Annotated in this window: 21 protein-coding genes; 9 read left to right on the forward strand and 12 right to left on the reverse strand. The window is 66.9% G+C overall.

Annotated features, from left to right (window positions below; all coding sequences use genetic code 11):
• Nucleotides 1-42 precede the first annotated feature (42 nt).
• Complete coding sequence (locus ACJEIK_RS13065) at nucleotides 43-480, reverse strand: SRPBCC domain-containing protein (RefSeq protein ID WP_061007185.1); 438 nt, start codon at nucleotides 478-480, stop codon at nucleotides 43-45.
• 74 nt (nucleotides 481-554) lie between these two features.
• Nucleotides 555-2,054, reverse strand: a complete 1,500-nt coding sequence (locus tag ACJEIK_RS13070) for an SDR family oxidoreductase (protein ID WP_237163064.1) — start codon at nucleotides 2,052-2,054, stop codon at nucleotides 555-557.
• A 195-nt stretch (nucleotides 2,055-2,249) separates the two neighbouring features.
• Here ACJEIK_RS13070 and ACJEIK_RS13075 point away from each other — a divergent pair, with 195 nt between their 5' ends.
• The 5 genes from ACJEIK_RS13075 to ACJEIK_RS13095 are packed head-to-tail and all read left to right on the forward strand — an operon-like array spanning nucleotide 2,250 to nucleotide 6,311.
• Nucleotides 2,250-2,399 carry a DUF4193 family protein gene (locus tag ACJEIK_RS13075; protein WP_110783747.1) on the forward strand — a complete coding sequence of 50 codons (150 nt, stop codon included), beginning with the start codon at nucleotides 2,250-2,252 and terminating at the stop codon, nucleotides 2,397-2,399.
• Nucleotides 2,400-2,450: 51 nt separating this feature from the next.
• Entirely contained in the window at nucleotides 2,451-2,801 is a 351-nt protein-coding gene (locus ACJEIK_RS13080) for a hypothetical protein (protein WP_409431570.1), read from the forward strand.
• A gap of 59 nt (nucleotides 2,802-2,860) precedes the next feature.
• Nucleotides 2,861-3,814 carry an enoyl-CoA hydratase/isomerase family protein gene (locus tag ACJEIK_RS13085; protein ID WP_409431571.1) on the forward strand — a complete coding sequence of 318 codons (954 nt, stop codon included), beginning with the start codon at nucleotides 2,861-2,863 and terminating at the stop codon, nucleotides 3,812-3,814.
• Nucleotides 3,811-5,013 carry a CoA transferase gene (locus ACJEIK_RS13090; protein ID WP_409431572.1) on the forward strand — a complete coding sequence of 401 codons (1,203 nt, stop codon included), beginning with the start codon at nucleotides 3,811-3,813 and terminating at the stop codon, nucleotides 5,011-5,013. Before ACJEIK_RS13085 ends, ACJEIK_RS13090 begins: the two co-directional genes overlap by 4 nt.
• Nucleotides 5,007-6,311, forward strand: a complete 1,305-nt coding sequence (locus tag ACJEIK_RS13095; RefSeq protein WP_409431573.1) for an amidohydrolase family protein — start codon at nucleotides 5,007-5,009, stop codon at nucleotides 6,309-6,311. The genes ACJEIK_RS13090 and ACJEIK_RS13095 overlap by 7 nt, the downstream gene beginning before the upstream one ends.
• Here the strand turns inward: ACJEIK_RS13095 and ACJEIK_RS13100 are convergent.
• Nucleotides 6,308-7,306 carry a nitronate monooxygenase family protein gene (locus ACJEIK_RS13100; protein WP_073696427.1) on the reverse strand — a complete coding sequence of 333 codons (999 nt, stop codon included), beginning with the start codon at nucleotides 7,304-7,306 and terminating at the stop codon, nucleotides 6,308-6,310. The genes ACJEIK_RS13095 and ACJEIK_RS13100 overlap by 4 nt on opposite strands.
• Before the next feature lie 267 nt (nucleotides 7,307-7,573).
• On the opposite strand from ACJEIK_RS13100, the gene ACJEIK_RS13105 reads away from it, so the two are divergent.
• On the forward strand, nucleotides 7,574-8,128 hold the full coding sequence (locus ACJEIK_RS13105; RefSeq protein WP_406784967.1) for a PadR family transcriptional regulator: 555 nt from the start codon (nucleotides 7,574-7,576) through the stop codon (nucleotides 8,126-8,128).
• 3 nt (nucleotides 8,129-8,131) lie between these two features.
• Here the strand turns inward: ACJEIK_RS13105 and ACJEIK_RS13110 are convergent, their stop codons facing one another.
• Both ACJEIK_RS13110 and ACJEIK_RS13115 read right to left on the reverse strand, forming a co-directional pair.
• Complete coding sequence (locus tag ACJEIK_RS13110) at nucleotides 8,132-8,794, reverse strand: class I SAM-dependent methyltransferase (RefSeq protein WP_406784966.1); 663 nt, start codon at nucleotides 8,792-8,794, stop codon at nucleotides 8,132-8,134.
• Nucleotides 8,791-10,155: a cytochrome P450 gene (locus tag ACJEIK_RS13115; protein WP_409431574.1), complete on the reverse strand. Its 1,365-nt coding sequence runs from the start codon at nucleotides 10,153-10,155 to the stop codon at nucleotides 8,791-8,793. The genes ACJEIK_RS13110 and ACJEIK_RS13115 overlap by 4 nt, the downstream gene beginning before the upstream one ends.
• A 201-nt stretch (nucleotides 10,156-10,356) precedes the next feature.
• On the opposite strand from ACJEIK_RS13115, the gene ACJEIK_RS13120 reads away from it, so the two are divergent.
• Nucleotides 10,357-11,250: a universal stress protein gene (locus ACJEIK_RS13120; RefSeq protein ID WP_061001409.1), complete on the forward strand. Its 894-nt coding sequence runs from the start codon at nucleotides 10,357-10,359 to the stop codon at nucleotides 11,248-11,250.
• Nucleotides 11,251-11,303: 53 nt separating this feature from the next.
• Here the strand turns inward: ACJEIK_RS13120 and ACJEIK_RS13125 are convergent, their stop codons facing one another.
• Nucleotides 11,304-12,101 (reverse strand): universal stress protein, encoded by a 798-nt coding sequence (locus ACJEIK_RS13125; protein WP_061001408.1) that lies wholly within the window; start codon nucleotides 12,099-12,101, stop codon nucleotides 11,304-11,306.
• Between the two features lie 259 nt (nucleotides 12,102-12,360).
• Between ACJEIK_RS13125 and ACJEIK_RS13130 the strand changes: the two genes are divergently transcribed.
• Both ACJEIK_RS13130 and ACJEIK_RS13135 read left to right on the forward strand, forming a co-directional pair.
• A complete protein-coding gene (locus ACJEIK_RS13130) occupies nucleotides 12,361-13,266 on the forward strand; it encodes a universal stress protein (RefSeq protein WP_409431575.1) in 906 nt (301 codons plus the stop codon).
• On the forward strand, nucleotides 13,263-15,656 hold the full coding sequence (locus ACJEIK_RS13135) for a phosphoketolase (protein WP_061001406.1): 2,394 nt from the start codon (nucleotides 13,263-13,265) through the stop codon (nucleotides 15,654-15,656). The genes ACJEIK_RS13130 and ACJEIK_RS13135 overlap by 4 nt, the downstream gene beginning before the upstream one ends.
• Nucleotides 15,657-15,694: 38 nt before the next feature.
• Here ACJEIK_RS13135 and ACJEIK_RS13140 read toward each other — a convergent pair whose 3' ends face one another.
• The 6 genes from ACJEIK_RS13140 to ACJEIK_RS13165 all read right to left on the reverse strand — a co-directional run bounded on the left by ACJEIK_RS13140 (nucleotide 15,695) and on the right by ACJEIK_RS13165 (nucleotide 20,605).
• Nucleotides 15,695-16,408, reverse strand: a complete 714-nt coding sequence (locus ACJEIK_RS13140; protein WP_061001405.1) for a DUF998 domain-containing protein — start codon at nucleotides 16,406-16,408, stop codon at nucleotides 15,695-15,697.
• Between the two features lie 28 nt (nucleotides 16,409-16,436).
• Nucleotides 16,437-17,099: a hypothetical protein gene (locus ACJEIK_RS13145; RefSeq protein WP_061001404.1), complete on the reverse strand. Its 663-nt coding sequence runs from the start codon at nucleotides 17,097-17,099 to the stop codon at nucleotides 16,437-16,439.
• 32 nt (nucleotides 17,100-17,131) lie between these two features.
• On the reverse strand, nucleotides 17,132-17,521 hold the full coding sequence (locus ACJEIK_RS13150) for an STAS/SEC14 domain-containing protein (protein WP_064858873.1): 390 nt from the start codon (nucleotides 17,519-17,521) through the stop codon (nucleotides 17,132-17,134).
• Nucleotides 17,522-17,584: 63 nt separating this feature from the next.
• Nucleotides 17,585-18,982, reverse strand: a complete 1,398-nt coding sequence (locus tag ACJEIK_RS13155; RefSeq protein WP_061001403.1) for a wax ester/triacylglycerol synthase family O-acyltransferase — start codon at nucleotides 18,980-18,982, stop codon at nucleotides 17,585-17,587.
• 160 nt (nucleotides 18,983-19,142) lie between these two features.
• Complete coding sequence (locus ACJEIK_RS13160) at nucleotides 19,143-19,556, reverse strand: hypothetical protein (protein ID WP_061001419.1); 414 nt, start codon at nucleotides 19,554-19,556, stop codon at nucleotides 19,143-19,145.
• Nucleotides 19,557-19,573: 17 nt separating this feature from the next.
• Entirely contained in the window at nucleotides 19,574-20,605 is a 1,032-nt protein-coding gene (locus ACJEIK_RS13165) for an Acg family FMN-binding oxidoreductase (RefSeq protein WP_409431576.1), read from the reverse strand.
• Between the last annotated feature and the right edge of the window lie 24 nt (nucleotides 20,606-20,629).

Consider the following 20,629-nt stretch of genomic DNA (forward strand, 5'->3'; position numbering starts at 1 on the left):
CTCGAACGAGCCAATCGTGCCGTCCGCCGGCGCGGCGCGCGCCTACCGCAGGGACTCGGCGCGCTTCTTGACGCCGTCGGTCATGCCGCCGAAGCCCTTCTTGAGGGCACGGCCCATGATGCCGGCGACGATCGGTGACACGGGGCCGAACAGCTGGAAGTGCGAGTCGTACCGGGTGCGGCCGTCGGGCAGCGGCGTCAGGCGATGCGAGCGCTCGCTGCGGAGCAGCCCCAGCGGGGCGGGCTTCATGTTGTAGCTGAACTCGACGCCCGGGGTGAAAGTGTTGATGAACTCGCGCTGCTTCTTGGGCGGACCGATCAGCACCACCTTCATATCGATCGGGCTGCCGGGCTCGAACGTCGACGAGCACTCGGTGACGAAAGGATTCCACTCGCCGTAGCTGGCCCCGTCGGTGAGCACCTGCCAGACCACCTCGGCCGGTGCGTCGATCTCTACTGACCTGTCAATCGCGAAACTCACAGACACACCGTACGGGAGCGGGTGTACACCTGCCGACAACTGTCCACTCATCGGCGGGACGCAGCGGCAGCACCTCAGGCGGCTCGGGTCCGCTCCTTCTGCGCTTCGGCCGCGATGTTCTTGATCATGCCCGTGAAGATGATGCCGTGAAACGGCATCAGGGCATACCAATACAGCCGTCCGGCAAGGCCTTTGGGAAAGAAGATGGCGCGTTGGTGGAGTCGGGTGGAATCCCCGCGGGCCTGCAGTTCCCATTGCAGCCAGGCTTTCCCGGGGGCGCGCATCTCGGCGCGCAGCCGCAGCAGGTGCGGCCGTTCGATGCGCTCGACGCGCCAGAAGTCGAGGGCGTCGCCGGTGTAGAGGGTGTTCGGGTTGCGCCGGCCGCGGGCCAGGCCGACACCCCCGGTCAGGACGTCGAGCCACCCGCGGATGGTCCAGGCGAGCGGAAACGAGTACCAACCCCGTTCGCCGCCGATGCCCTCGACGACCCGCCACACCTGGTCGATGGCGGCATCGCTGTCGATGCTGCGGTCGTCGGTGTAGATGGCGTCGCCGGTCCAGCTGGGATCGGAGGGCAGGGGATCGGCGGGTGCGCCGGTCGGCGAGGCGTTGGCCCACGTGGTTTCCACTTCGCCGTTCTTGATGCGCCGCAGCGCCAGCCTGACCGCTTCGCGGTATCCGGTGGTACCGCCGGGTGGGGGCGGGATGACGGCATCGATGTCGTGCTCGGCGACCACGGCGTCGGTGCTCAGGGACTCGATCAGGGCGCGGCCGATCTGCGGTGGAACCGGGGTCACCAGCCCTATCCACAATCCGGCGAGTTTGGGTGTGAGAACCGGCAGGACCAGGATTCGGCGTTTGGCCAGTCCGGCGACGTCGGCATAGATCTGCATCATCTCGCCGTAGCGCAGGACGTCGGGGCCGCCGATGTCGTAGGTGCGGGAGCTCGGTAGCTCGGCGGTGGCGGCGGCCAGCAGGTAGTAGAGGACGTCGCGGATGGCGATGGGCTGGATGCGGTTGTTGACCCAGCGCGGCGTTGTCATCACGGGTAGCCGGTTGGTCAGGTGGCGGATCATTTCGAAAGACGCCGAACCGGAACCGATGACGACGCCGGCCTGCAGCACGAAGGCCGGGACACCGGAATTGATCAGGATTTCTCCGACCTGGCTGCGAGACCGTAGGTGGGGGGACAGCCGATCGGATGCAGTGTGCAGTCCGCTGAGGTAGACGATGCGTTTGACGTTGGCGCCGCGCGCCGCGGCCGCGAGATTCTCCGCGCTCCGGCGTTCGGCTTCGCTGAATTCGCCGTGGTTACCCATCGAATGCACGAGGTAGTAGATGACGTCGATGTCGCGGCAGGCGTCCCCGAGGGTGTCGGCGTCGGTGAGGTCACCTCGCACCACCTCCACGTCGGCCGCCCAGGGCACGTCACTGATCTTGTCCGGGTTGCGCGCCATCACCCGTACCCGGTGACCGGCCTCGATGACGCGCGGCACCAAACGCCCGCCGATGTATCCGGTGGCGCCCGTGACCAGCACGCGCAACGACGGGGTGGGTTGATCCGCGTCTGTCACAAACTCTCCTCGGCTACGGCGGCACGCTGACCGTTACGACATTCCCGTAACCGCCAGTTCCTACTCAGTGATTCGGAGACGGGCCGCGCGCGGATGGTCGGCCTTCGATGCAGATTGTTTACTTCGAACGCGGATGGGGCATTCCGGTGCGGACATGCCGTATGTGCGGTGTCCGTCTTGGAAAGGTCCGACCATATGACGATCGATTACGACAGCCCGCAGCAGCTGGTGCGCACGCCGCAGCAGGTCAGTGAATTCATCTGTACCCGTTGCATTCACGTTCGACAGCTCAGCGAACTGGCGGCTGATCGATCGCTGGGCCGCATTTGTCGCGAGTGCGCCTGATCGAGATCTGCTGGTCGGCCGACTCGACCCGCCCGCGCTAGCCTGGCGACCATGTCCAGCACGTTTTTCGACAACCCCGTCGTGCGCGCCCTCAACAAGGCTGCGGTCGGTCTGACCACCCTTCCTGTCGTCGGCGGCATCGTCGGACGCAGCCTTGTCGAGATCCGCTACACGGGTCGCAAGTCGGGGCGCAGCTTCCAGACGCCCGTGAACTACCGGCTGTCCGATGACGAGGTCGTCATCGGTGTGATGTCCCCGGACTCCAAGAGTTGGTGGCGCAATTTTCTCGGCGATGGCGGCCCCATCACGCTGCTCAACTTTCGCGGCACCGACCGGGTGGGACACGCGACCGCGTCGCGCGACGACAAAGGACGGGTCACAGTCCGGGTCAAGCTGGACTGAGCGTCGACTCGACGCCCTCAGTTGACCCGAGCGCATGAACGCCGCGGCGGTGAAGTGGCATGATCCCGGTGTCGACATCCGCAGGAGGCGAGAACGTGCCGCTGGCTCATGTCCCGGGTACCGCCGGTCTGGCGATCGGGATCGGAGACCCCGCCGGCGATGACGCCGAGGTCTGGTTGCAGCAAGCGACTTTCACGTTGGTCGACCGCCCATGCGCGGACCGCAGAACCGTGCAGGTGCCCGATGTCGACGCGGCGCTGGCGCAGATCACCGAACGCGTCGAGTCGTGGCCGCAGACGGCCGCGGTGTGCGACGACGTACTGCGGGCGTTCGACCCAGCAGCGCCGACGTTCGCCGGGATCATCACCGAATCGCTGGCGTATTCGACGTTGCAGTCCGGCGCGGAGTTCGCCCGTTGGCTGGCCGAGCGCGGACCGAAAACCGTTCCGCTGCTCCCGGATCCGGTGGTGTCGGATCGCGACGGCGACACGCTGCACGTGGCCTTCAACCGCCCGCAGCGGCACAACGCGTTCTCGACCGATGCGCGGGCGGCACTTCTCGAGGCGCTGGAGGTCGCTCGTCTGGACACCTCGGTGACCGCCCTGGTGCTCACCGGGAACGGCCCGTCCTTCTGCAGCGGCGGCGACCTCGCCGAATTCGGGACGTTCGACGATCCGGCGTCGGCACACCTGGCCCGCACACGCTTCAGCCCGGCCCTGGTACTCGACGAGATCACCGCGCGATTGGGCGCGGCGTGCCAGGCCGTGGTTCACGGCCAGGTGCTGGGTAGCGGCCTGGAGATGGCCGCGTTCTGCGGGCACGTCACCTGCCACCCGGACGCCACCCTCGGCCTGCCGGAGCTGGCACTGGGACTGATCCCCGGCGCGGGCGGCACGGTGAGCATCACCCGCCGGATCGGCCGCTGGCGCACAGCGTATTTGGTGCTGTCCGGGGCGACGATCGACGCGGCGACGGCGCTGGACTGGGGCTTGGTCGATGCGGTTCGTGCGTGAGTGACGAGGCGGCGCGGGACTGGTCGGCCAGCGGGTTGGCCGCGCTGACGGGCCTACCCGACGGGCCACCGGACGTCAGTCGTGCGGCGGTATTGAGTCGGGCTGGGGCGGTCGCGTCCACGCTGTCCGGGCAACTCGGCATCGCGGTTGATGCCGCGGAACTCCTCGCGGGACGGGCCGCGTTGTCGGGACTGCACCGGCGGGGACGGATCAGCGCCGGGGGCGCCACGCGGCTGATCGCCGGCAGGGACGGCTGGTTCGCCCTGACGCTGGCGCGGCCTGACGACGTCGCTGCGGTGCCGGCGCTCCTCGAATCCGAGGTGCCGGTTGAGCATGTGTGGTCGGCGATCATCGAGTGGGCCGGTCGTCGCCAGGTCGCCGCTGTCGCCGAGCCCTCACGTCTGCTGGGCCTTCCGGTCGGCGTGCAGGCGGAGACCACCGCCTCCGCACCGGTGGTGCGTCGACACGGCGCCCGAAACCCATTCCAGGACTACGGCCGGTTGCTTGTGGTCGACCTGTCCTCGATGTGGGCAGGCCCGCTGTGTGGGCAGCTGCTGGCCCGGGCCGGCGCGACGGTGATCAAGGTGGAGAGCCCGTCGCGGCCGGATGGCACCCGGCAGGGCGAACCACGATTCTTCGACTGGATGAACGCCGGAAAGCTCTGCTGTGCTGCTGATTTCGGCCAGCCGGCGGAGCTGCGACAGTTGTTGGCGGTGGCCGATGTGGTGATCGAATCGTCGCGCCCGGACGCACTGGTACACCGGGGCCTGGGGCCGGAAGACATCCCGGCGCGGGATGGCCGGGTGTGGCTGCGGGTCACCGGCCACGGTACGGAAGGGGCCCACGCCCACTGGGTGGGCTTCGGTGATGATGCCGCGGTCTCCGGTGGTCTGGTCGGCTCCGATCCGGCGGGCAGCGGGCCCGTGTTCTGCGGTGACGCGATAGCCGATCCGCTGACGGGGATGCATGCCGCGCTTGCGATGGCGGAATCGCTGCGGCGCGGTGGTGGAGAGGTCATCGAGATCGCGCTGGCAGCGGTGGCGGCCGAGTACGCCGCGCTACCCCTGACAGCCGGTGACTGCATAGGTCGGGCGGCCGAGCCGATGGCGCCGGCGTTGACGTCGCGGGCCGGAGAGCTGGGCGCGGACAACCAGCGGGTGCGGGACATCGTGCGCGAAAGGGCTTCTGGGACATGCTGATTCAACGAGCCACGATGCTCGACGGCCGCACTGTCGATATCCGGCTGGGCCGGCGGATCGAGGCCCTTGCGGACAGCCTCAAGCCGATCGCCGGCGAGGACATTCTCGACGCGGCCGGCGGCACCGTCATCCCGGGGCTCCACGACCATCATGTTCACCTGCGTTCGGCGGCAGCGGCATTGACGTCAGTGCGGGTGGGCCCGGGGGAGGTGCGCAGCCGCGACGCGCTGCGTGCGGTCCTGGCGCAGGCCGACGTCGGCGTGGACGGTTGGATTCGGGCGGTCGGCTATCACGAGGCCGTCGCCGGCCCACTGGATCGTGCAGTGCTGGACGAGGTGTCACCGAATGTGCCGGTGCGCATCCAGCACCGGAGCGGGGTGCTGTGGACACTGAACTCGGTGGGGTTGATAGCCGTCGGCCTGCCCGACCACCCCGACGGCCGGTTGCGGAGCGCGGACCCGGGCTGGACGCACGCGTTGCAGCGCAACGACGCCGGGCTCGGCGAGATCAGCCGGCGTCTCTCCGCGTTCGGTGTCACCGGTGTCACCGACGCGACCCCCGACCTCACCGCCGAGGATGTGCTGGACTTCGCCGAGGCGCGCCGCCACGGCGAACTGCGCCAGCGCGTCGAAGTCCTGGCACCCGCCAAGCGCATTCTGCACGACGACGATCTGGACCTCGACGCACTCGCCGACTGGATCGCCGCTCGGCACAGTCAGGGCGGAATCGTTGCGCTGCATTGTGTTACGGCCATGCAACTGGTCGTCACGATTGCCGCCCTGCGACAGGCGGGGGCGCGCGCCGGGGATCGCATCGAGCACGGCGCCGTCATCCCCGACGACTGTCTTGGCGAGTTGCGTGATCTCGGCGTGCTGGTGGTGACCCAGCCGAACTTCGTCGCCGAGCGCGGCGAGCAGTACCTCACCGACGTACCCGCAGACGAGCATCGCCAGCTGTGGCGCGTGGCGTCGCTGTGCGGCGCGCAGATACCCGTCGCGCTGTCCACCGATATGCCGTTCGGGGATGCCGATCCGTGGGCGGCGATGCGTGCCGCGGTGCACCGCAGCACGCCCGCCGGCAGCGTGCTCGGGGCGAATGAAAGCATCGACGCCGCAACGGCATTGGGCATGTTCCTCGGCACACCCGAGCAGCCGCACCTGCCCCGGCAGCTGACGATGGGCATGCCTGCGGACCTGTGCCTGCTGGCCGCCCCACCGCGCGACGTCCTGGCCGCGCTGGACGCCTCGCTGGTGGCGGCCACCGTCTACGACGGCGCGGTGGTGTACCAGGCGGGCTAGTGCGCCGGTTCGAGAACCTCGTCGTCGAGCACTCGGCTCAGCAGGTCCTGGCGGGCCTCGACGTACTGCGTCTTCAAGGTTTCGACCAGCTGCGCGACGGTGAGGCGTTCCTTGATGCTGCCCACACCCTGACCGGCGCCCCAGATGTCCTTCCACGCCTTCGCGTCGGTGTTCCCGCCGGAGCCGAAATTCATTGCGGAGGCATCGGATTCGGGCAGGTTGTCCGGATCCAGGCCCTGAGCGACGATGCTGCCGCGAAGGTAGTTGCCGTGCACGCCGGTGAACAGGTTACTATAGACGATCTGGGATGCGGTGGAGTCGACGATCATCTGCTTGTACTCGGGCACCGCGTTGGCCTCGTCGGTGGACAGGAAAGCCGAACCGACATAAGCGAAGTCGGCTCCCGCGGCGAGCGCGGCAAGAATGGACCGGCCGTGGGCGATGGCGCCCGACAGCAGCAGCGGACCGTCGAACCACTCGCGGATCTCGCGAACCAGCGCGAACGGGGACTGGGTGCCGGCGTGGCCGCCGGCGCCGGCCGCGACGGCGATGATGCCGTCGGCGCCCTTGTCGATGGCCTTGTGCGCGAACTCATTGTTGATGATGTCGTGCAGCACGATGCCGCCGTAGGAGTGCACCGCGTCGTTGATCTCGGGTCGTGCGCCGAGCGAGGTGATCACGATCGGGACCTTGTGCTCGACGATGACGCTCATGTCGTGTTCGAGCCGGTCATTGGACCGGTGCACGATCTGGTTGACGGCGAACGGCGCGACGATGGCGTCGGGATTGGCGAGTGCGTACGCGGCGTTCGACTCTTCGATCTCATCCAGCCAATCGCCGAGCAGGCTCGAGGGCCGGGCGTTCAGCGCGGGAAACGAGCCGATGACACCGGCCTGGCACTCCGCCTTCACCAGTTCGGGTCCCGAGCACAGGAACAACGGCGACGCGACCACCGGCAGGGACAGGCGCTGTGCGAGGACGGGAGGCAGACCCATGGTGATAGCCCTTCGAATCGGAAACCGTGGTTGTGCAGGACTTTAGCCGTGCCGTGCGGGTTATGCAACTAGTGGCATAATCGAGCGGGGTGGCTGGCCGATTGATGAGGATGATCCTCGAACCTGTTGGCAATGGGATGAATTCGGCAACGTTCGGTGGTCGGCCAGATCGCCACCGCGGCTTTATGCAACAGTTTGGATAACGGTCGTGACAGAACTATTGCTGCGCTCCGCCGGCGGCAACCCGACTGGACCTACGATCACGCCATGTCGCTGCAATTCGCCATCCTGACCGCGCTCACGGAGCGGGCATCGACCGGTATCGAACTCACCCGCCGGTTCGATCGGGCATTCGGCTACTTCTGGCCGGCGACGCACCAGCAGATCTACCGGGAACTCGACAAGCTCAAGAACTCTGGGCTCGCCGAGGCCTCGACTCCCGACCGCCCCGAGCGCGGCCAGCCCAAGCGATTCAGCATCACGCCGGCCGGCCGGCGGGCTCTCGGCGAATGGCTGTGTGGCATCGACGATCCCGCGCCGGAGCGCATGGCCATCGCTGTGCGCGTGCGTGCAGCCGCAGCACTCGGTGAGACCGGGGCCGTGCGTGCCGGTATCGCCCACCACCTTGCCGTGCACGAAGCGATGCTGGCCAACTACCGCGAGATCGATGCCCGCGACTTCGCGGCCCCGGTCGCCGACGCCGACGTACTCCGCCACCTCGTGTTGAAAGCGGGTTTGCGTACGGAGCAAGCCTGGGTGGACTGGTGCCGCGAAGCACTGGACGTGCTGGACAGGCTCACGTCGTCCGACGCCCGCACCTGAGGGCTACGCGGCGGGCTTCTGCCAGAGGAGTAGGTAACGCCAGAAGAGCAGGCGCCGCACGTGGGCGCCCGGAAGAAGCTCGGCCGTCTGTGCGGCGACTTCGCGCGTCGTCAGCGGTGGATCCAGGACCACCGGCATCGCGTCGTGATCGGGCGTCTTGGCGAACCCGGTGCCGGTCTTCAGCAGCCGTTCCGCGCGAAACCGGACACCGAGCGCGCGATGCGCGAGCGCAGCCGCGAGCTCCTGCGGCCACTCCCGCCGCAGGTCGGTTCGAGGCAGCGCGATCGCCGCGAGGACGCCGCCCGGCCGCAGTGCTCCGGCCAGCTGGGGCAGCACGGTGTCGAGTGGCATGTGGTGCAGTGCGCTGATGGACACGATCGCGTCGTAGCCGGTCGCCGGCAGCCCGTCGGTCAGCACGTCGGCCTGAACGCAGTTCACGTTCGTCGGCGTCCGGCGCCGCGCCTCGGTGATCATCACTGCCGAACGGTCAACCGCGTCGACGCGGTCGCTGCGCTGGGCGAGCTGGACGGCGAATCCGCCGGCTCCGCAGCCGACGTCCAGGACACGTCGGCACCGCGGCGGTAGGTGCTGCAGTAGCAAGCCCTGGTAATAGGCGTTGTGGTCCCAGTCGAGCAGGCTGCGCGCGTTGGCCACCGCCGGCGTCACACCCGCGCGGCGACCCGAACCGGGATGGGACCTTTGGCGACCGTCGTGTACGGCGATTCGAGTGGGAAGTCGTCGTGCAACGACTCGATACGGTTCGACCGCACGATGGTGGCCAACGCGAGTGTCGTCACCAGCATCGCGAAATGCTCACCGATGCAGGACCGCGGGCCCGCGGCAAACGGGATGAACTGCCACCGGTCGCGGGTCTTGGCGTTCTCCGGGCCGAACCGGTCGGGGTCGAAGGCCAGCGGGTGGTCCCACAACGTCGGGTCCCGGTGCACGGCACTGATGCCGATGGCCACGATGCTGCCGGCTTCGACGCGGTGGCCGTCCACCACCATGTCCTGCAGCGCCGTCCGGCCGACACCGGCCGCCGGCGGGCACAGCCGCAGCGACTCGTTGAGTACCTGCGCGGTGTAGGTGAGCCGGGGCACGTCGTCGGGGGTCAGCTCCCGGTCACCGATCGCGGCGACCTCGGCCGCCACGCGATCCTGCATCTCGGGATGACGCCCGAGCTGCCACAAGGCGTACGTCAGCGTCGTCGCCGTCGTGTCGTGGCCCGCCAGCATGAAGATGAGCAGGTCGTTGCAGATGTCGTCGTCGGACAGCTGCCGGCCGGTGTCGGGGTCCGAAGCCGCGAGCAGCGCCTTGACCAGCGGCGCATCGCGATCCGGATTCGCCCGGCAGTCCTGCAGGACGTCCATGGTCATCTTGCGCATCCGGGCGACGGCGGCACGTGCGCGACGGCGTCCCGGCGTCGGGAGCCACTTCGGCGCCTTGACCGGTCGCAGAGCGCGATCGGCCGTGTAACGCGAGGCCACATGCATGTTCTCGGCGATGGTGTTGCCGTGCTCGTTGATATCGAGACCGAGAATCGAGTAGCCGAGGGAGCGCATGGCGAGCCGGCGGCACTCGGCGTCGAGGTCGACGTCTCGAGCGTCACGCCAGCGGTCGGCGATCGACTGAGCGGCCTGGGACATGTGTCCGCCGAACCGGTCGACGTGCTGCTTGGTGAACACCGGCTGCAGGGCGCGCCGGCGCGGCGGCCAGGCGCTGTTCGGCAGGACGAAGAGATTGTCGCCGACCACGTTGCGCACTTCTTCGTGGATCGTGGAGCGCTCGGCGAGGTTGTCGGTGCGGCCCAGCACGTCGCGGATCCCGGCGGGAGAGGTGACGAGCACGATGGGCGGCGCGACGCGCTTGGGTACGACGGCGATGCGGCTGACGGGCCCGCCGGCTTCACTCAGCAGGACCAGCCCGGTGTGCAGTTGCCGGGTGGCGAACAACTGCCGGAACGGCAGCGGATTCTTCGGCGCGAGCGGCAGCGTGCCCACGTCGCGGGCGTCGATGGTTGCAGTCATGTCAATAAGAATTATGCCGCGCCCGGTGCGCGTGGTCGAGAGATTCTTCGGACAGGTGCTGCCGAGTCGCCGGCCGACCCGCGGCCCGGCAGCGACGCCGCACACCCCCGGCCGGTGAGTGACTTTTGGCCGTAGCACCGGGTAGTCGGCGTCCGTACCGTTGAAGGTGTCGGAATTGCACCTTCGTCTGGAGCGGACCCCATGACCGAGTTATCTCCTCGCCCTTACATTTTGGTCGGCATCGATGGCTCGCGGTCATCGTTGGAAGCGCTGCTCTGGGCCATCGGTGAGGCACAGCTGCGTAATTTGCCATTGCGGCTGGTTCACGCCGTCGACTACGGCAATTTCGTCATGGGCTTCAATCCGGGCGCCTCGGAGAGCTTCTTCAAGTTCGTGGAGACGTCGGGCCAGAACTTCCTCAACGAAGCCAGGGAGCGGGTGCAGGCGCTCGCGCCCGAGGTGGAGGTGTCCGTCCACAATCTCGTCGGCCGCCCCGCACAGCTGCTGGAGGAACAGTCGAAGGACGCCTTCCTGACCGTTGTCGGATCCAGTGGGCTGCACGGATTCACCGGCCTGGTCGCGGGGTCGGTGGCGGTGTCACTGACCGCGCACGGCCACAGCCCCGTCGTCGTGGTCCGCGCCCCCGGCCAGCATGCCGGTGGACCCGTCGTCGTGGGGATCAGCGGTGCGCCCGACAGTGAGGAGGCGATCGGCTGGGCCTTCCAGGAGGCGTCACTGCGCGGTGCGAAACTGCTCGCCGTTCTTGTATCGAGTTATGTGCCAGCCTATTTCGACTACATCGAACCCACGTGGGAAGAGCTGCCGGGACCGGCCCGTGAGGACCAGCAGGCGATGTTGCTGGCCGAACGGTTGGCCGGATGGCAGGAGAAGTTCCCCGAAGTCACGGTCCGTCGCGTGGTCGCTGCCGGCCACCCCGGGCACGTCCTGCTGGGCTACGCGCAGCGCGCGCAGTTGATCGTCACCGGCACCCGCGGACACGGAAACGTGGCCGGGTGGTTCCTCGGGTCGACGAGTCACCGGCTGGTTCAGCATGCCGAGTGCCCGGTGCTGGTCGCCCGCCCGCAGGCCCGGTAGTCAGACCGTTGACAGGGCAGGTGGCCGTTCGCGGTCACCTGCCCTCAGACATTTCACGCCCGCGCAACGAGCACAGACGGATTGTCGGAGTTGGAGTCCGCGTGAGAGCCGACGATCTTCACCAGCTCAGCGGCCTCGCGGGCGCCGACAACGACCACGCTGATCGGTTCGGGCGTCGTCCGGAGGAATCGCATGAAACTGGTCGCGACGGGTACCGTCGAGATGTACACGTCGGGGTAGAGGTCGTGCCACACCGCGCAACGACGCAGTAACTCCTGGCGGGCGCTCATCCCGGTCTCGGGCGGACACACGCCTACCGCGAGAATGGGCCGTCCACGTAATTGCGCCTCGGCGACCGCCGCGGCCAGCACGTCGTGATTCTCTTCCCAATCATTGACCTCGACAACGATCGACCCCGCCGGGAGCCGTCGGCGCGGTGCATAACTGCGGACCACGGCGGCCGGGCACTCCGCGCCCTCGGCCACACCCGCCGCGGTCGATCCCAGCAGCGCCTTTGCGAAGCGGCCGATCCCGACGGAGCCGACGCACACCATGGCAGCGTGGCGGGATTCGCTGACCAACACGGCCGTTGGGTCGCCCACTACAACGGCGGTCTCGATCTTGACCTGCGCGGCGGTGTCGTCGATGGCGGCGTGCGCCGCGCGTAGACAGGTGCGTGCGTATTCGATGGTCATCCGATCCGAGCGCTGCGGGCCTTGCACGCAACTCACCAGCCGTAGCGGCACATCTCGGGCGATGGCCTCGGCGACCGCCCAGTGCGCGGCGTACACGGCAGCTGTCGAACCGTCGATGCCGACCACGACGGAGTCGCCACTGTGGGCCTCGATCATCTTGTCTCCCGGTGCTTTTGGCGTGCTCCGCAGTGGTCTGCCAGGGCGTGCGGAACCGTAGATGTGTCATCGAATCCTCACGCGGGTAAGCATTCGGAGTCGAGGGCACATAGGCCCTCGGGCCGCCGCATGAGTCACCAGGGTCGACGGCATGGAGCGGTGGCGAGTGGTCACTCAACGAGTGACTTTCGGCCATAGCAGCCGATGGGCCGCACTCGTACCGTCGTGGCATCGGACAATAGCGTCATCGGAGGACAACGTGACCGAATTATCGCCCCGTCCTTACATTTTGGTCGGAATCGATGGATCCAGCTCATCGTTGATGGCCCTGAACTGGGCCGTCAACGAAGCACAGTTGCGCAACCTTCCGCTCCGGTTGGTGCACGCCGTCGACTTCGAGAGTTTTGCGATGGGGTTCAATCCGGGTGCCTCGGAGGGGTTCTTCAAATACCTGGAGACGACCGGCCAGCGTTTCCTCGATGAAGCAATGGACCACGTGCAGGTGCTGGACCCTGACCTCGAGGTGACCCTGTCCAGGGTGGCCGGGCGTCCGGCGCGGGTGTTGGCAGAGCTGTCCAAGGACGCGTTCCTGACTGTCGTGGGTTCAACGGGACTGAACGCGTTCACGGGTCTGTTGGCCGGCTCGGTGTCGGTCTCGTTGACTGCACACGGACACAGTCCGGTTGTCGTGGTCCGTGCGCCCGGGGTTCCCGTCACGGGATCCGTCGTGGTGGGGATCAGCGGCTCTCCGGACTGCGAAGAGGCGATCGCCTGGGCATTCGAAGAAGCCTCGATGCGCGGTGCAGAACTCGTCGCCGTGCTCGTCTGGAGCTATATGCCGGCCTACTTCTACTACGAAGAACCGCCTTGGAATGATCTGGCCGGACGCGCTCGAGAGGAACAGCAGGAGATGCTGTTGGCTGAACGACTGGCAGGGTGGCAGGACAAGTTCCCCGATGTCGTGGTCCGTCGCATCACGGCGATCGGCAACCCGGGGCAGGTCCTCCTGAGCCACGCCCAGCGTGCCCAGTTGGTCGTCACGGGAAGTCGTGGCCGCGGAGACGCCACCGGACTGCTGCTCGGGTCCACCAGTCACAAACTGATTCACCAGGCGAATTGCCCGGTGCTCGTTGCTCGGCCGCACGCTCGCGAGTCCACCCGATGACCAGCGCCACACGTCAGCTGAGCAATTCGTCACCGGCTACCCGCCTGCGATCGGTCGATGCGTACTGGCGCGCGGCGAACTATCTCACGGCCGGTCAGATCTACCTGATGGGCAACCCGCTGCTGCGAACACCATTGGCCCGACAGGACATCAAGCCCCGTCCGTTGGGCCACTGGGGCACTTCGCCCGGGCTGAACTTCATCTACGCGCACGTGAATCGCGCCATCATCGAGCACGATCTCGACGCGATGTACGTCATCGGTCCCGGTCATGGCGGGCCCGCGCTGTTCGCGAATGCCTGGCTCGAGGGCAGCTACAGCCGAACTCGTCCCGACATCACCCGTGATGGCCACGGGATGGCGACATTGTTCCGCGAATTTTCTTTTCCCGGTGGCGTTCCCAGTCATGTGGCGCCTGAAGTTCCGGGCTCCATTCACGAGGGTGGCGAGCTCGGGTACTCCCTGGCGCACGCCTACGGTGCGGCGCTCGACAACCCGAACCTGTTGGTGGCGTGCGTAATCGGCGACGGCGAAGCAGAGACCGGCCCGCTCGCGGCCAGCTGGCATTCCAACAAGTTCATCAACCCGGCGACCGACGGCGCAGTCCTGCCGATCCTGCACCTCAATGGATACAAGATCGCCAATCCGACGGTCCTGGCCCGGATCACCGACGCTGAACTCGACTGTCTGTTGCGGGGATACGGGCACCATCCGATCTACGTCAGCGGTGACGATCCGCACCAGCTGCATCAGGACATGGCGGCGGCACTGGATCGCGTCGTGGCGATGATCGACGAAATCCGGACTGCGGCGCGCGTGGCCTCGGCGCCGGCGCGCCCGCAGTGGCCCATGATCGTGCTGCGGACACCGAAAGGCTGGACCGGACCACGATGGGTGGACGGCCTGCCCGTCGAGGGCACGTGGCGTTCGCATCAGGTGCCCCTCGCCGACGTCCGTACCGACCCCGAACATCGTCGACAGTTCATGGACTGGCTGCACTCCTACCGCCCCGACGAACTGTTCGATGAAACAGGTTGTCCCACAGCGCTGGTCACCGATAACGTGCCGGCGCCCGAACATCGGATGGGTGCGAACCCTCATGCCAACGGTGGCCTGTTGCTGACACCGTTGCACCTGCCGGCCGCCAGGGAATTCGCCGTGTCCACGGTCAGGCCCGGCGACACGACGGCAGAACCGACCAGGGTGCTCGGCAAGTATCTGCGTGAGGTCATGGTGCGCAACGCCGGCTACCGCAACTTCAGGTTGTTCGGACCCGACGAGACCGCGTCGAACCGGCTCGGTGCGGTATACGAGGTCAGCGACAAACAGTGGAGCGCCACGGTTCTGCCGAGCGATGAGCATCTGGCTCGCGACGGGCGCGTGCTCGAAGTCCTGTCGGAGCACATGTGCCAGGGCTGGCTGGAAGGCTATCTGCTGACGGGGCGCCATGGCCTGCTCAACAGTTACGAGGCCTTCGCCCACGTCGTCGACTCGATGGTGAACCAGCATGCCAAGTGGCTCAAGGTAAGTCGGCAGTTGCCGTGGCGTGCGCCGATCGCGTCCCTGAACTACCTGATCACGTCGCACGTATGGCGTCAGGACCACAACGGCTTCTCGCACCAGGACCCCGGTTTCATCGACCATGTCGCCAACAAGCGCGCCGAGATCGCCCGCATCTACCTGCCGCCGGATGCCAACACCTTGCTGTCGGTGGCAGCGCATTGCCTGGCCAGCCGGGACTACATCAACGTGATCGTCGCCGGGAAGAATGACGCTCCGGTGTGGCTGACGGCAGAGCAGGCGGCGGTGCACTGCGCACGCGGCGCGGACATCTTCGAATGGGCCAGCACGGACGGAGGCTCGGTCCCGGACGTGGTGCTGGGCTGTGCGGGCGACGTGCCGACTCTCGAGGTGCTCGCCGCCGTATCGATACTGCGAAAGCACTTGCCGGAGATAAAAATCCGCGTCGTCAACGTGGTCGACCTGTTCCGCCTCCAGTCGAACACCCAACATTCGCACGGCATGACCGATGCGGAGTACGACACACTGTTCACCACCGATCGGCCCGTGATCTTCGCCTACCACGGCTACCCGTCGTTGATTCACCGGCTGACCTACCGTCGCCGCAACCATCAGCACATGCACGTGCGCGGATATCTGGAAGAGGGCTCGACGACAACGCCCTTCGACATGCTGGTGCTGAACAAGATGGATCGCTTCCAACTGGTGATCGACGCCATCGACCTGATGCCCGGACTCGATGGTCCGGCGGTGCGCACACTGCGCGCGGACATGGTGGCGGCTCATGACCGCCACCGAGAGTGGATCCGGACGCACGGTGAGGATCTGCCCGAGGTCACGGACTGGCGTTGGGAGCCCATCGGTGGCTGAGGGTGCCAGGCCGTCGGTCGCCCATGGCGACCCGCAATTCAGTGCGGAAGCGAACTGACCACTGATCGTCGAGTGGCCGGGCTTGTGGCGCGCGCGACGACGAAAGTCAACGTCAGGAGAAACGTGCCGACAAGGGCAACATGGATGCGCTCGAACAGCCCCGTCCAATCTGTGTCCGCGAGCGCAGTGCCGATTTCGATGCCGCCGAGTATCGCTCCGATTGCCGCACAGGTGAGGCCCGCCGATCCCAGATGACGCGTGGCCGGCCGACTGCTCAACGCAATGCCATACGCCGCCATCGCGAACAGGACCGCGGTGAAACCGACGACGCCGGAGACGGTGTGCAACTGAGACAGCTGTGTCGACAATGCGGCGTGATCGGCTGCCCAGCACCGGGGGTCGACCGACGGGGCGCAGCTCATGGGGGACAGGGCGTCGACGATCGAAGTGGCGGCGGCAACCGCCAGCGCTGTGCTCCCGAGTCGCATCGGTGACGAGGGGTGCCAGATGACCAGGACGCCCGCGAGTATCGCGAGGCCGATGCCGGCGACCAGGTCACCGATCCGGAAGACCTGGTAGTACGGTTGGCCGGCGACTGCCAGCTCACTGATGTAGGACCGGGTGGGGCTCAGCGGAGACCCGACGACCCATTGAAGCGGGAAGTCGCAGTAACCGAGGAGTCCGGCGAGCACGGCGACAGTCCAGGGTCGTAGTGCCGGCCGGAACCTGGTGTAGGTCACCGTCGCAGCCATACCCTCAGCCCGATCTCGAGAAACCTGGTCAGGCCGCGGGTTCCGGGGTGCAGGTCCCCACCGGAGTCGACTCAGCCCGTTCCTTGATCCCGAGCAGCATGCCGCGAACCGTCAGCGATATCACCGGACCGGCCGCTTCGGTGACGAAGACCTGGCCGGGGTGACGGAGTCCCGCCCTGGTGCGCACCAGCAGGCGGCACTGGTCATCCCAATGGGGTTCGAGATGGAAGGACCACACCGCGTCCCACGGGAAATCCGGCGGTGTCCCACGCAGCACGATCGCCCGCTTGTCGACGACGCTCGCGACCCGCAGCAGGACGCCCCCGCGTCGGCCGAGCCATCCCGGCGGGGTGAGGCGCACCGGGTTGCCGGGTTCGAGTCGTTGCCATTCCGGACGGATGGCGTGGTCGCCGTGGTAGTCGCGACTGAGCAGGCTTTCCAGCGTTTCATAGGTATAGAAACCGGCGCGGTCCTCGCCGAGTTGCATCAGCCAGGGCCACACGACGCGCACCGGTGCGTCGATCAAGATGCCCTCGGTCGACTGCAGCGCAGGTGAGCGCACGAGCTCGTCACCCGGCAATCGTCTTGCGCATTCTTCCTTTGTCGTACCCCAGTTGCGGTAGTACCGGCGTGCCGCGTACAGCAGTGCCGCACCGCAGACCGCGGCCTCGGCAATGTGTGTCCTCGTCATAGGACGACTGTGCGCTCAGCGGGCTGCGGCGACTAGGGTCTTGGGTCCTCAGCTTGACCGCCGCCGGTGATCCACGCCCTGGCGTCTTCGACCCGGCCTTCGGGAAACGGCCGGATCTCCGCAGCGATGAAATGCGCAACCAGGTGCTGTGCAATGCCTGCCATCGGTGAATCGGTCACGACGGCAACCTTTTTCACGTGTTGGTGATGGTCATGGACGAATCGCAGGTGGGTCACCATCGCGCCGAAACTGTCCCACCCCGGGAAACGGGGAGCATCGATGATCAGGCCGGCAAGGTCGTCGCCGTGCTCGATCTTCGGGTCGACGGTGTGGGCGAGCGCGGCGAAATCGCCGGTGCTCAAGGGTGATTCGGGACGAATGGTGAGGATCGAGTTGTCCGAGTCCCATTGCTGATCGATCACGGTCCAGTCCTTCGCTGTGGGTCGCGGCATAACGCGTTGCGCGACAGAGGGTAACGCCTGGGTCTAGCCGCTGAGCAGCATCAGGTTGCCCAGCCGGCGGGTGTGCGTCGCAGCAGACGCGACGGCGATCAGGTGAGTGATTCCGTGCTCGATGCCGCGGGCGAGTTCGTCAGCCTCGAGCTCGGCGTCGTAGTCACCGATGACGCCGAACGTCAGGCGGTCGGCGTAGCTCATGATGGCGATACCGGTGCGCATTCCCATCGCAATCGGGGGCACCGGCACGAGCGCGGCGATCTTTCGGCCCATCAAGCGCATTCGCCGGTTCGGGCCGGGGACGTTCGTCGTCACGGCCACGACGCCGTGTTGCGGCAGCCGGCCCAAAAGCCGCACGGCAGAAGCCATCACCGGAAACGGAATCAGATTGGCTGCGGCAACCACGAAGGAGCCGGCTTGGCGCTGCCCACTGCCTTTCGCTGTCGTCAGCCTCTTGTGGACCAGCCGAAGCTGTTCGAGCGGATCCGGCCGATCAACGGGTAGGTCCGGCAGCAACACAGAAACCCGGTTGTCGGGCACGTGGAGTAGTTCGGCCGGCCGGACGGAAACCGGCACGACGGTGCGGATCGGCCCGGCCGAAGGTTGCATGTCGTGCTGCAGCATCGCGGACCGGAAACCGTCGGTGATGGCAGCCAGAGCCACGTCGTTGACCGTGACGCTGAACCGTTTGGCGACCATCCGGACATCCTGCAGCGAGACCTCGACAGCACTGAATCGGCGCATGTCGCTGAGTTGACCGTTGAGGGGTTGAGTCGACGTGGTGAGCACGCCGGCCACGAGTTGAGCGGCCCCGAACGCCATCCGCACCCCACTGCGCGCCGTCGACCGCACCATCCGCCACGCATCAGTGCCGAGCGTGATCGGATTGAAGGCGCGCGACGGACGCTGGTCCGATACCGAAGGGAGGTTGGGGATTTCATCGTGGTCCGCCCACTGGTTGTCGCAGATGCCTGCGAGCATCGCTGTCGCCGCGACACCGTCGGCGATGCAGTGGTGCAGCTTCACCACGATCGCCCAGCGACCATCAGCCAGACCGTCCAGCATCCACGCTTCCCACAATGGCCGGGATCTGTCGAGGCGGCGCTCCATCAAGCCCGCCACCGCGCGATGAACCGCGGTGTCATCACCGGGCGCTGTGACGGTGAGCCGGCGGACGTGATGGGTGATGTCGAAATTGGTTGCCGGTACCCATTCCGGCGCACTGAGGTCGAGCGGATAGGAGTGCAACACCTGTCGGCAGCGGGGGAGGGTGGCGCAGCGCTCGTCGAGCACTGCCTGCAGTTCGGCGAAGTCCGGTGCTGGGCCCTCCATGATGGCGACCACCGCGACGGCAAGATTGGCATGACTGTCGGAATCCTCCGCCTGCAGGAATCCGGCATCGAGAGCGGTGAGCTGGTTGTCGTTCATCGATGTCCTTTACGGGCCGGCCCGCCAACGGTGCGGTATTCGCGAATGATGTTGCGCCTGTCGGCGGTTCGAGAGCAGGGCTGATGGACCGCGGTCGTAGGGACCTTCGGCACCTGCCACGCCCGCCGTGGCTGGTAGAGCCGAGTGTCGTTGGTGCGCGTCAAGACTCGGAAGGCACGGCGACGGACGGGGCTGAGCGCCGATCCGGCGACCATCCGATGACGGTGAGATACAGCCCGGCCAGTCCGGTGACGATCACGCCGGCCTGCCACCACGGTGCGCCGGCCAGCACCTCCTGTCCCGTCGTGAGGTACGCCCCGGGGAACGTCATCAACGCCACACCCTTGAGTACCGTCAACCAGCCCAGGACCGACACGGTAGCGGCGGCAGCTCCGCGCCAGTATGGGTGCAGTGTGACGACGACAAGTCCCATCGGTAAGACGAACGCGCCGGTGATCCAGGGCCATACGGAGTTGTCCCCGAACGTGTGCAGCAGTGTCTTGACGTAATCGGCCCGGGTGACGAGTGAAGCGGCCGCGACGACGAGGTAGGGCCCGAGCACCCGGGCGAACATCCGGGTGCGGTGCGCGATCATCGATCCGCCTCCTCGTCGCTAGCTGCCTGTGAGCCCATCGCCGGGTTGTCTTCGTGCAGAAGGGAAATGACGTCCGTCAGCGCTCGGCGCGGGGTCGCGGGCAGCGGATCGGCGTTGAGGGGTGCCCAGCCGACCCGGATGAGCATCTGCGGGAACAACTCGTCGCCGAAAACGTCCGACCGGACGATGGCTCGGCATGCGGGATTCTCCAATGCCTCTGTGACTGGGCACGTTGACAGTCCCTGTGCGGTGGCAGTCAGCAGAACTGCGCTCGTTGCTTCGCCGGCCCGCAGTCGATCGATCGGAGCGTCGGTCGTGGTGCCGAGCGCCAGTAGCGAACCGTTGTCATCGGTGGCCGTCGTACCTGCGGCCTGGTTGAGCACGGGTCCGGCGAAGATGCGGCTGGGCAGCGCGGCGCTGTGGTCGGGTGTGGGCGTACTTCGAGCGGGCACTCCGGCGACGGACGCGTAGCGCCCGCTCCAGACCGTCAGTTCGGTGAGATAGTCCGGATCGTGCACATGATGCGAAACAGCTTGGCGCAGTGCATTTGTGAGGACGTCATTGAGCTTCACCCGGCGGAGTCCGATGCCCAGACGGGCGGCACGCGCGGTCATCAGAGCGATGTCGCCGAGTGGCACGGGCCAGCCGCTGTAGTAGCGCCTGTCGGTTCTGCGCCGCGGAATCGCGGCGGCGAGCGCGATGTCGGGTTGCTCCGGGGTGCAGGGCGTCAACTCGATCGCGGCGAGATGATCGGGTTCGGCCGGATTGGGGAATCTGCGCACCGCCGGCTGCCAGCCCAGCGCGTGGAAGGCCACGGTCGCGTGGTGCAGGGCCGCACCGCAACTGATCAACAGGTCGCGTCCGTCTGGGTCGGTATGAATCAGGTGCAGTGACGACTCCGCATACAGGTGCACACTGTTCGAGCCGATCCGCCACCGCCACGGCTGCGTGTTGTGGACCGAGGGGGCACGCGTTGCCAGCGCCATGGCTGCGCAAATCGTCTGATGATCGGGGAACGTCTCGGACATCTGATTCACCTCGCAAGACCTGTC

Source organism: Mycobacterium sp. SMC-16 (assembly GCF_046250085.1).
GTDB lineage: Bacteria > Actinomycetota > Actinomycetes > Mycobacteriales > Mycobacteriaceae > Mycobacterium > Mycobacterium phocaicum.

Coding starts and splice junctions, on each gene's coding strand:
- ACJEIK_RS13075 (WP_110783747.1), top strand. CDS start 2,250: ATGACGATCGATTACGACAGCCCGCAGCAGCTGGTGCGCACGCCGCAG.
- ACJEIK_RS13080 (WP_409431570.1), top strand. CDS start 2,451: ATGTCCAGCACGTTTTTCGACAACCCCGTCGTGCGCGCCCTCAACAAG.
- ACJEIK_RS13085 (WP_409431571.1), top strand. CDS start 2,861: ATGATCCCGGTGTCGACATCCGCAGGAGGCGAGAACGTGCCGCTGGCT.
- ACJEIK_RS13095 (WP_409431573.1), top strand. CDS start 5,007: ATGCTGATTCAACGAGCCACGATGCTCGACGGCCGCACTGTCGATATC.
- ACJEIK_RS13100 (WP_073696427.1), bottom strand. CDS start 7,306: ATGGGTCTGCCTCCCGTCCTCGCACAGCGCCTGTCCCTGCCGGTGGTC.
- ACJEIK_RS13105 (WP_406784967.1), top strand. CDS start 7,574: ATGTCGCTGCAATTCGCCATCCTGACCGCGCTCACGGAGCGGGCATCG.
- ACJEIK_RS13115 (WP_409431574.1), bottom strand. CDS start 10,155: ATGACTGCAACCATCGACGCCCGCGACGTGGGCACGCTGCCGCTCGCG.
- ACJEIK_RS13120 (WP_061001409.1), top strand. CDS start 10,357: ATGACCGAGTTATCTCCTCGCCCTTACATTTTGGTCGGCATCGATGGC.
- ACJEIK_RS13125 (WP_061001408.1), bottom strand. CDS start 12,101: ATGATCGAGGCCCACAGTGGCGACTCCGTCGTGGTCGGCATCGACGGT.
- ACJEIK_RS13135 (WP_061001406.1), top strand. CDS start 13,263: ATGACCAGCGCCACACGTCAGCTGAGCAATTCGTCACCGGCTACCCGC.
- ACJEIK_RS13140 (WP_061001405.1), bottom strand. CDS start 16,408: ATGGCTGCGACGGTGACCTACACCAGGTTCCGGCCGGCACTACGACCC.
- ACJEIK_RS13145 (WP_061001404.1), bottom strand. CDS start 17,099: ATGACGAGGACACACATTGCCGAGGCCGCGGTCTGCGGTGCGGCACTG.
- ACJEIK_RS13155 (WP_061001403.1), bottom strand. CDS start 18,982: ATGAACGACAACCAGCTCACCGCTCTCGATGCCGGATTCCTGCAGGCG.
- ACJEIK_RS13160 (WP_061001419.1), bottom strand. CDS start 19,556: ATGTTCGCCCGGGTGCTCGGGCCCTACCTCGTCGTCGCGGCCGCTTCA.
- ACJEIK_RS13165 (WP_409431576.1), bottom strand. CDS start 20,605: ATGTCCGAGACGTTCCCCGATCATCAGACGATTTGCGCAGCCATGGCG.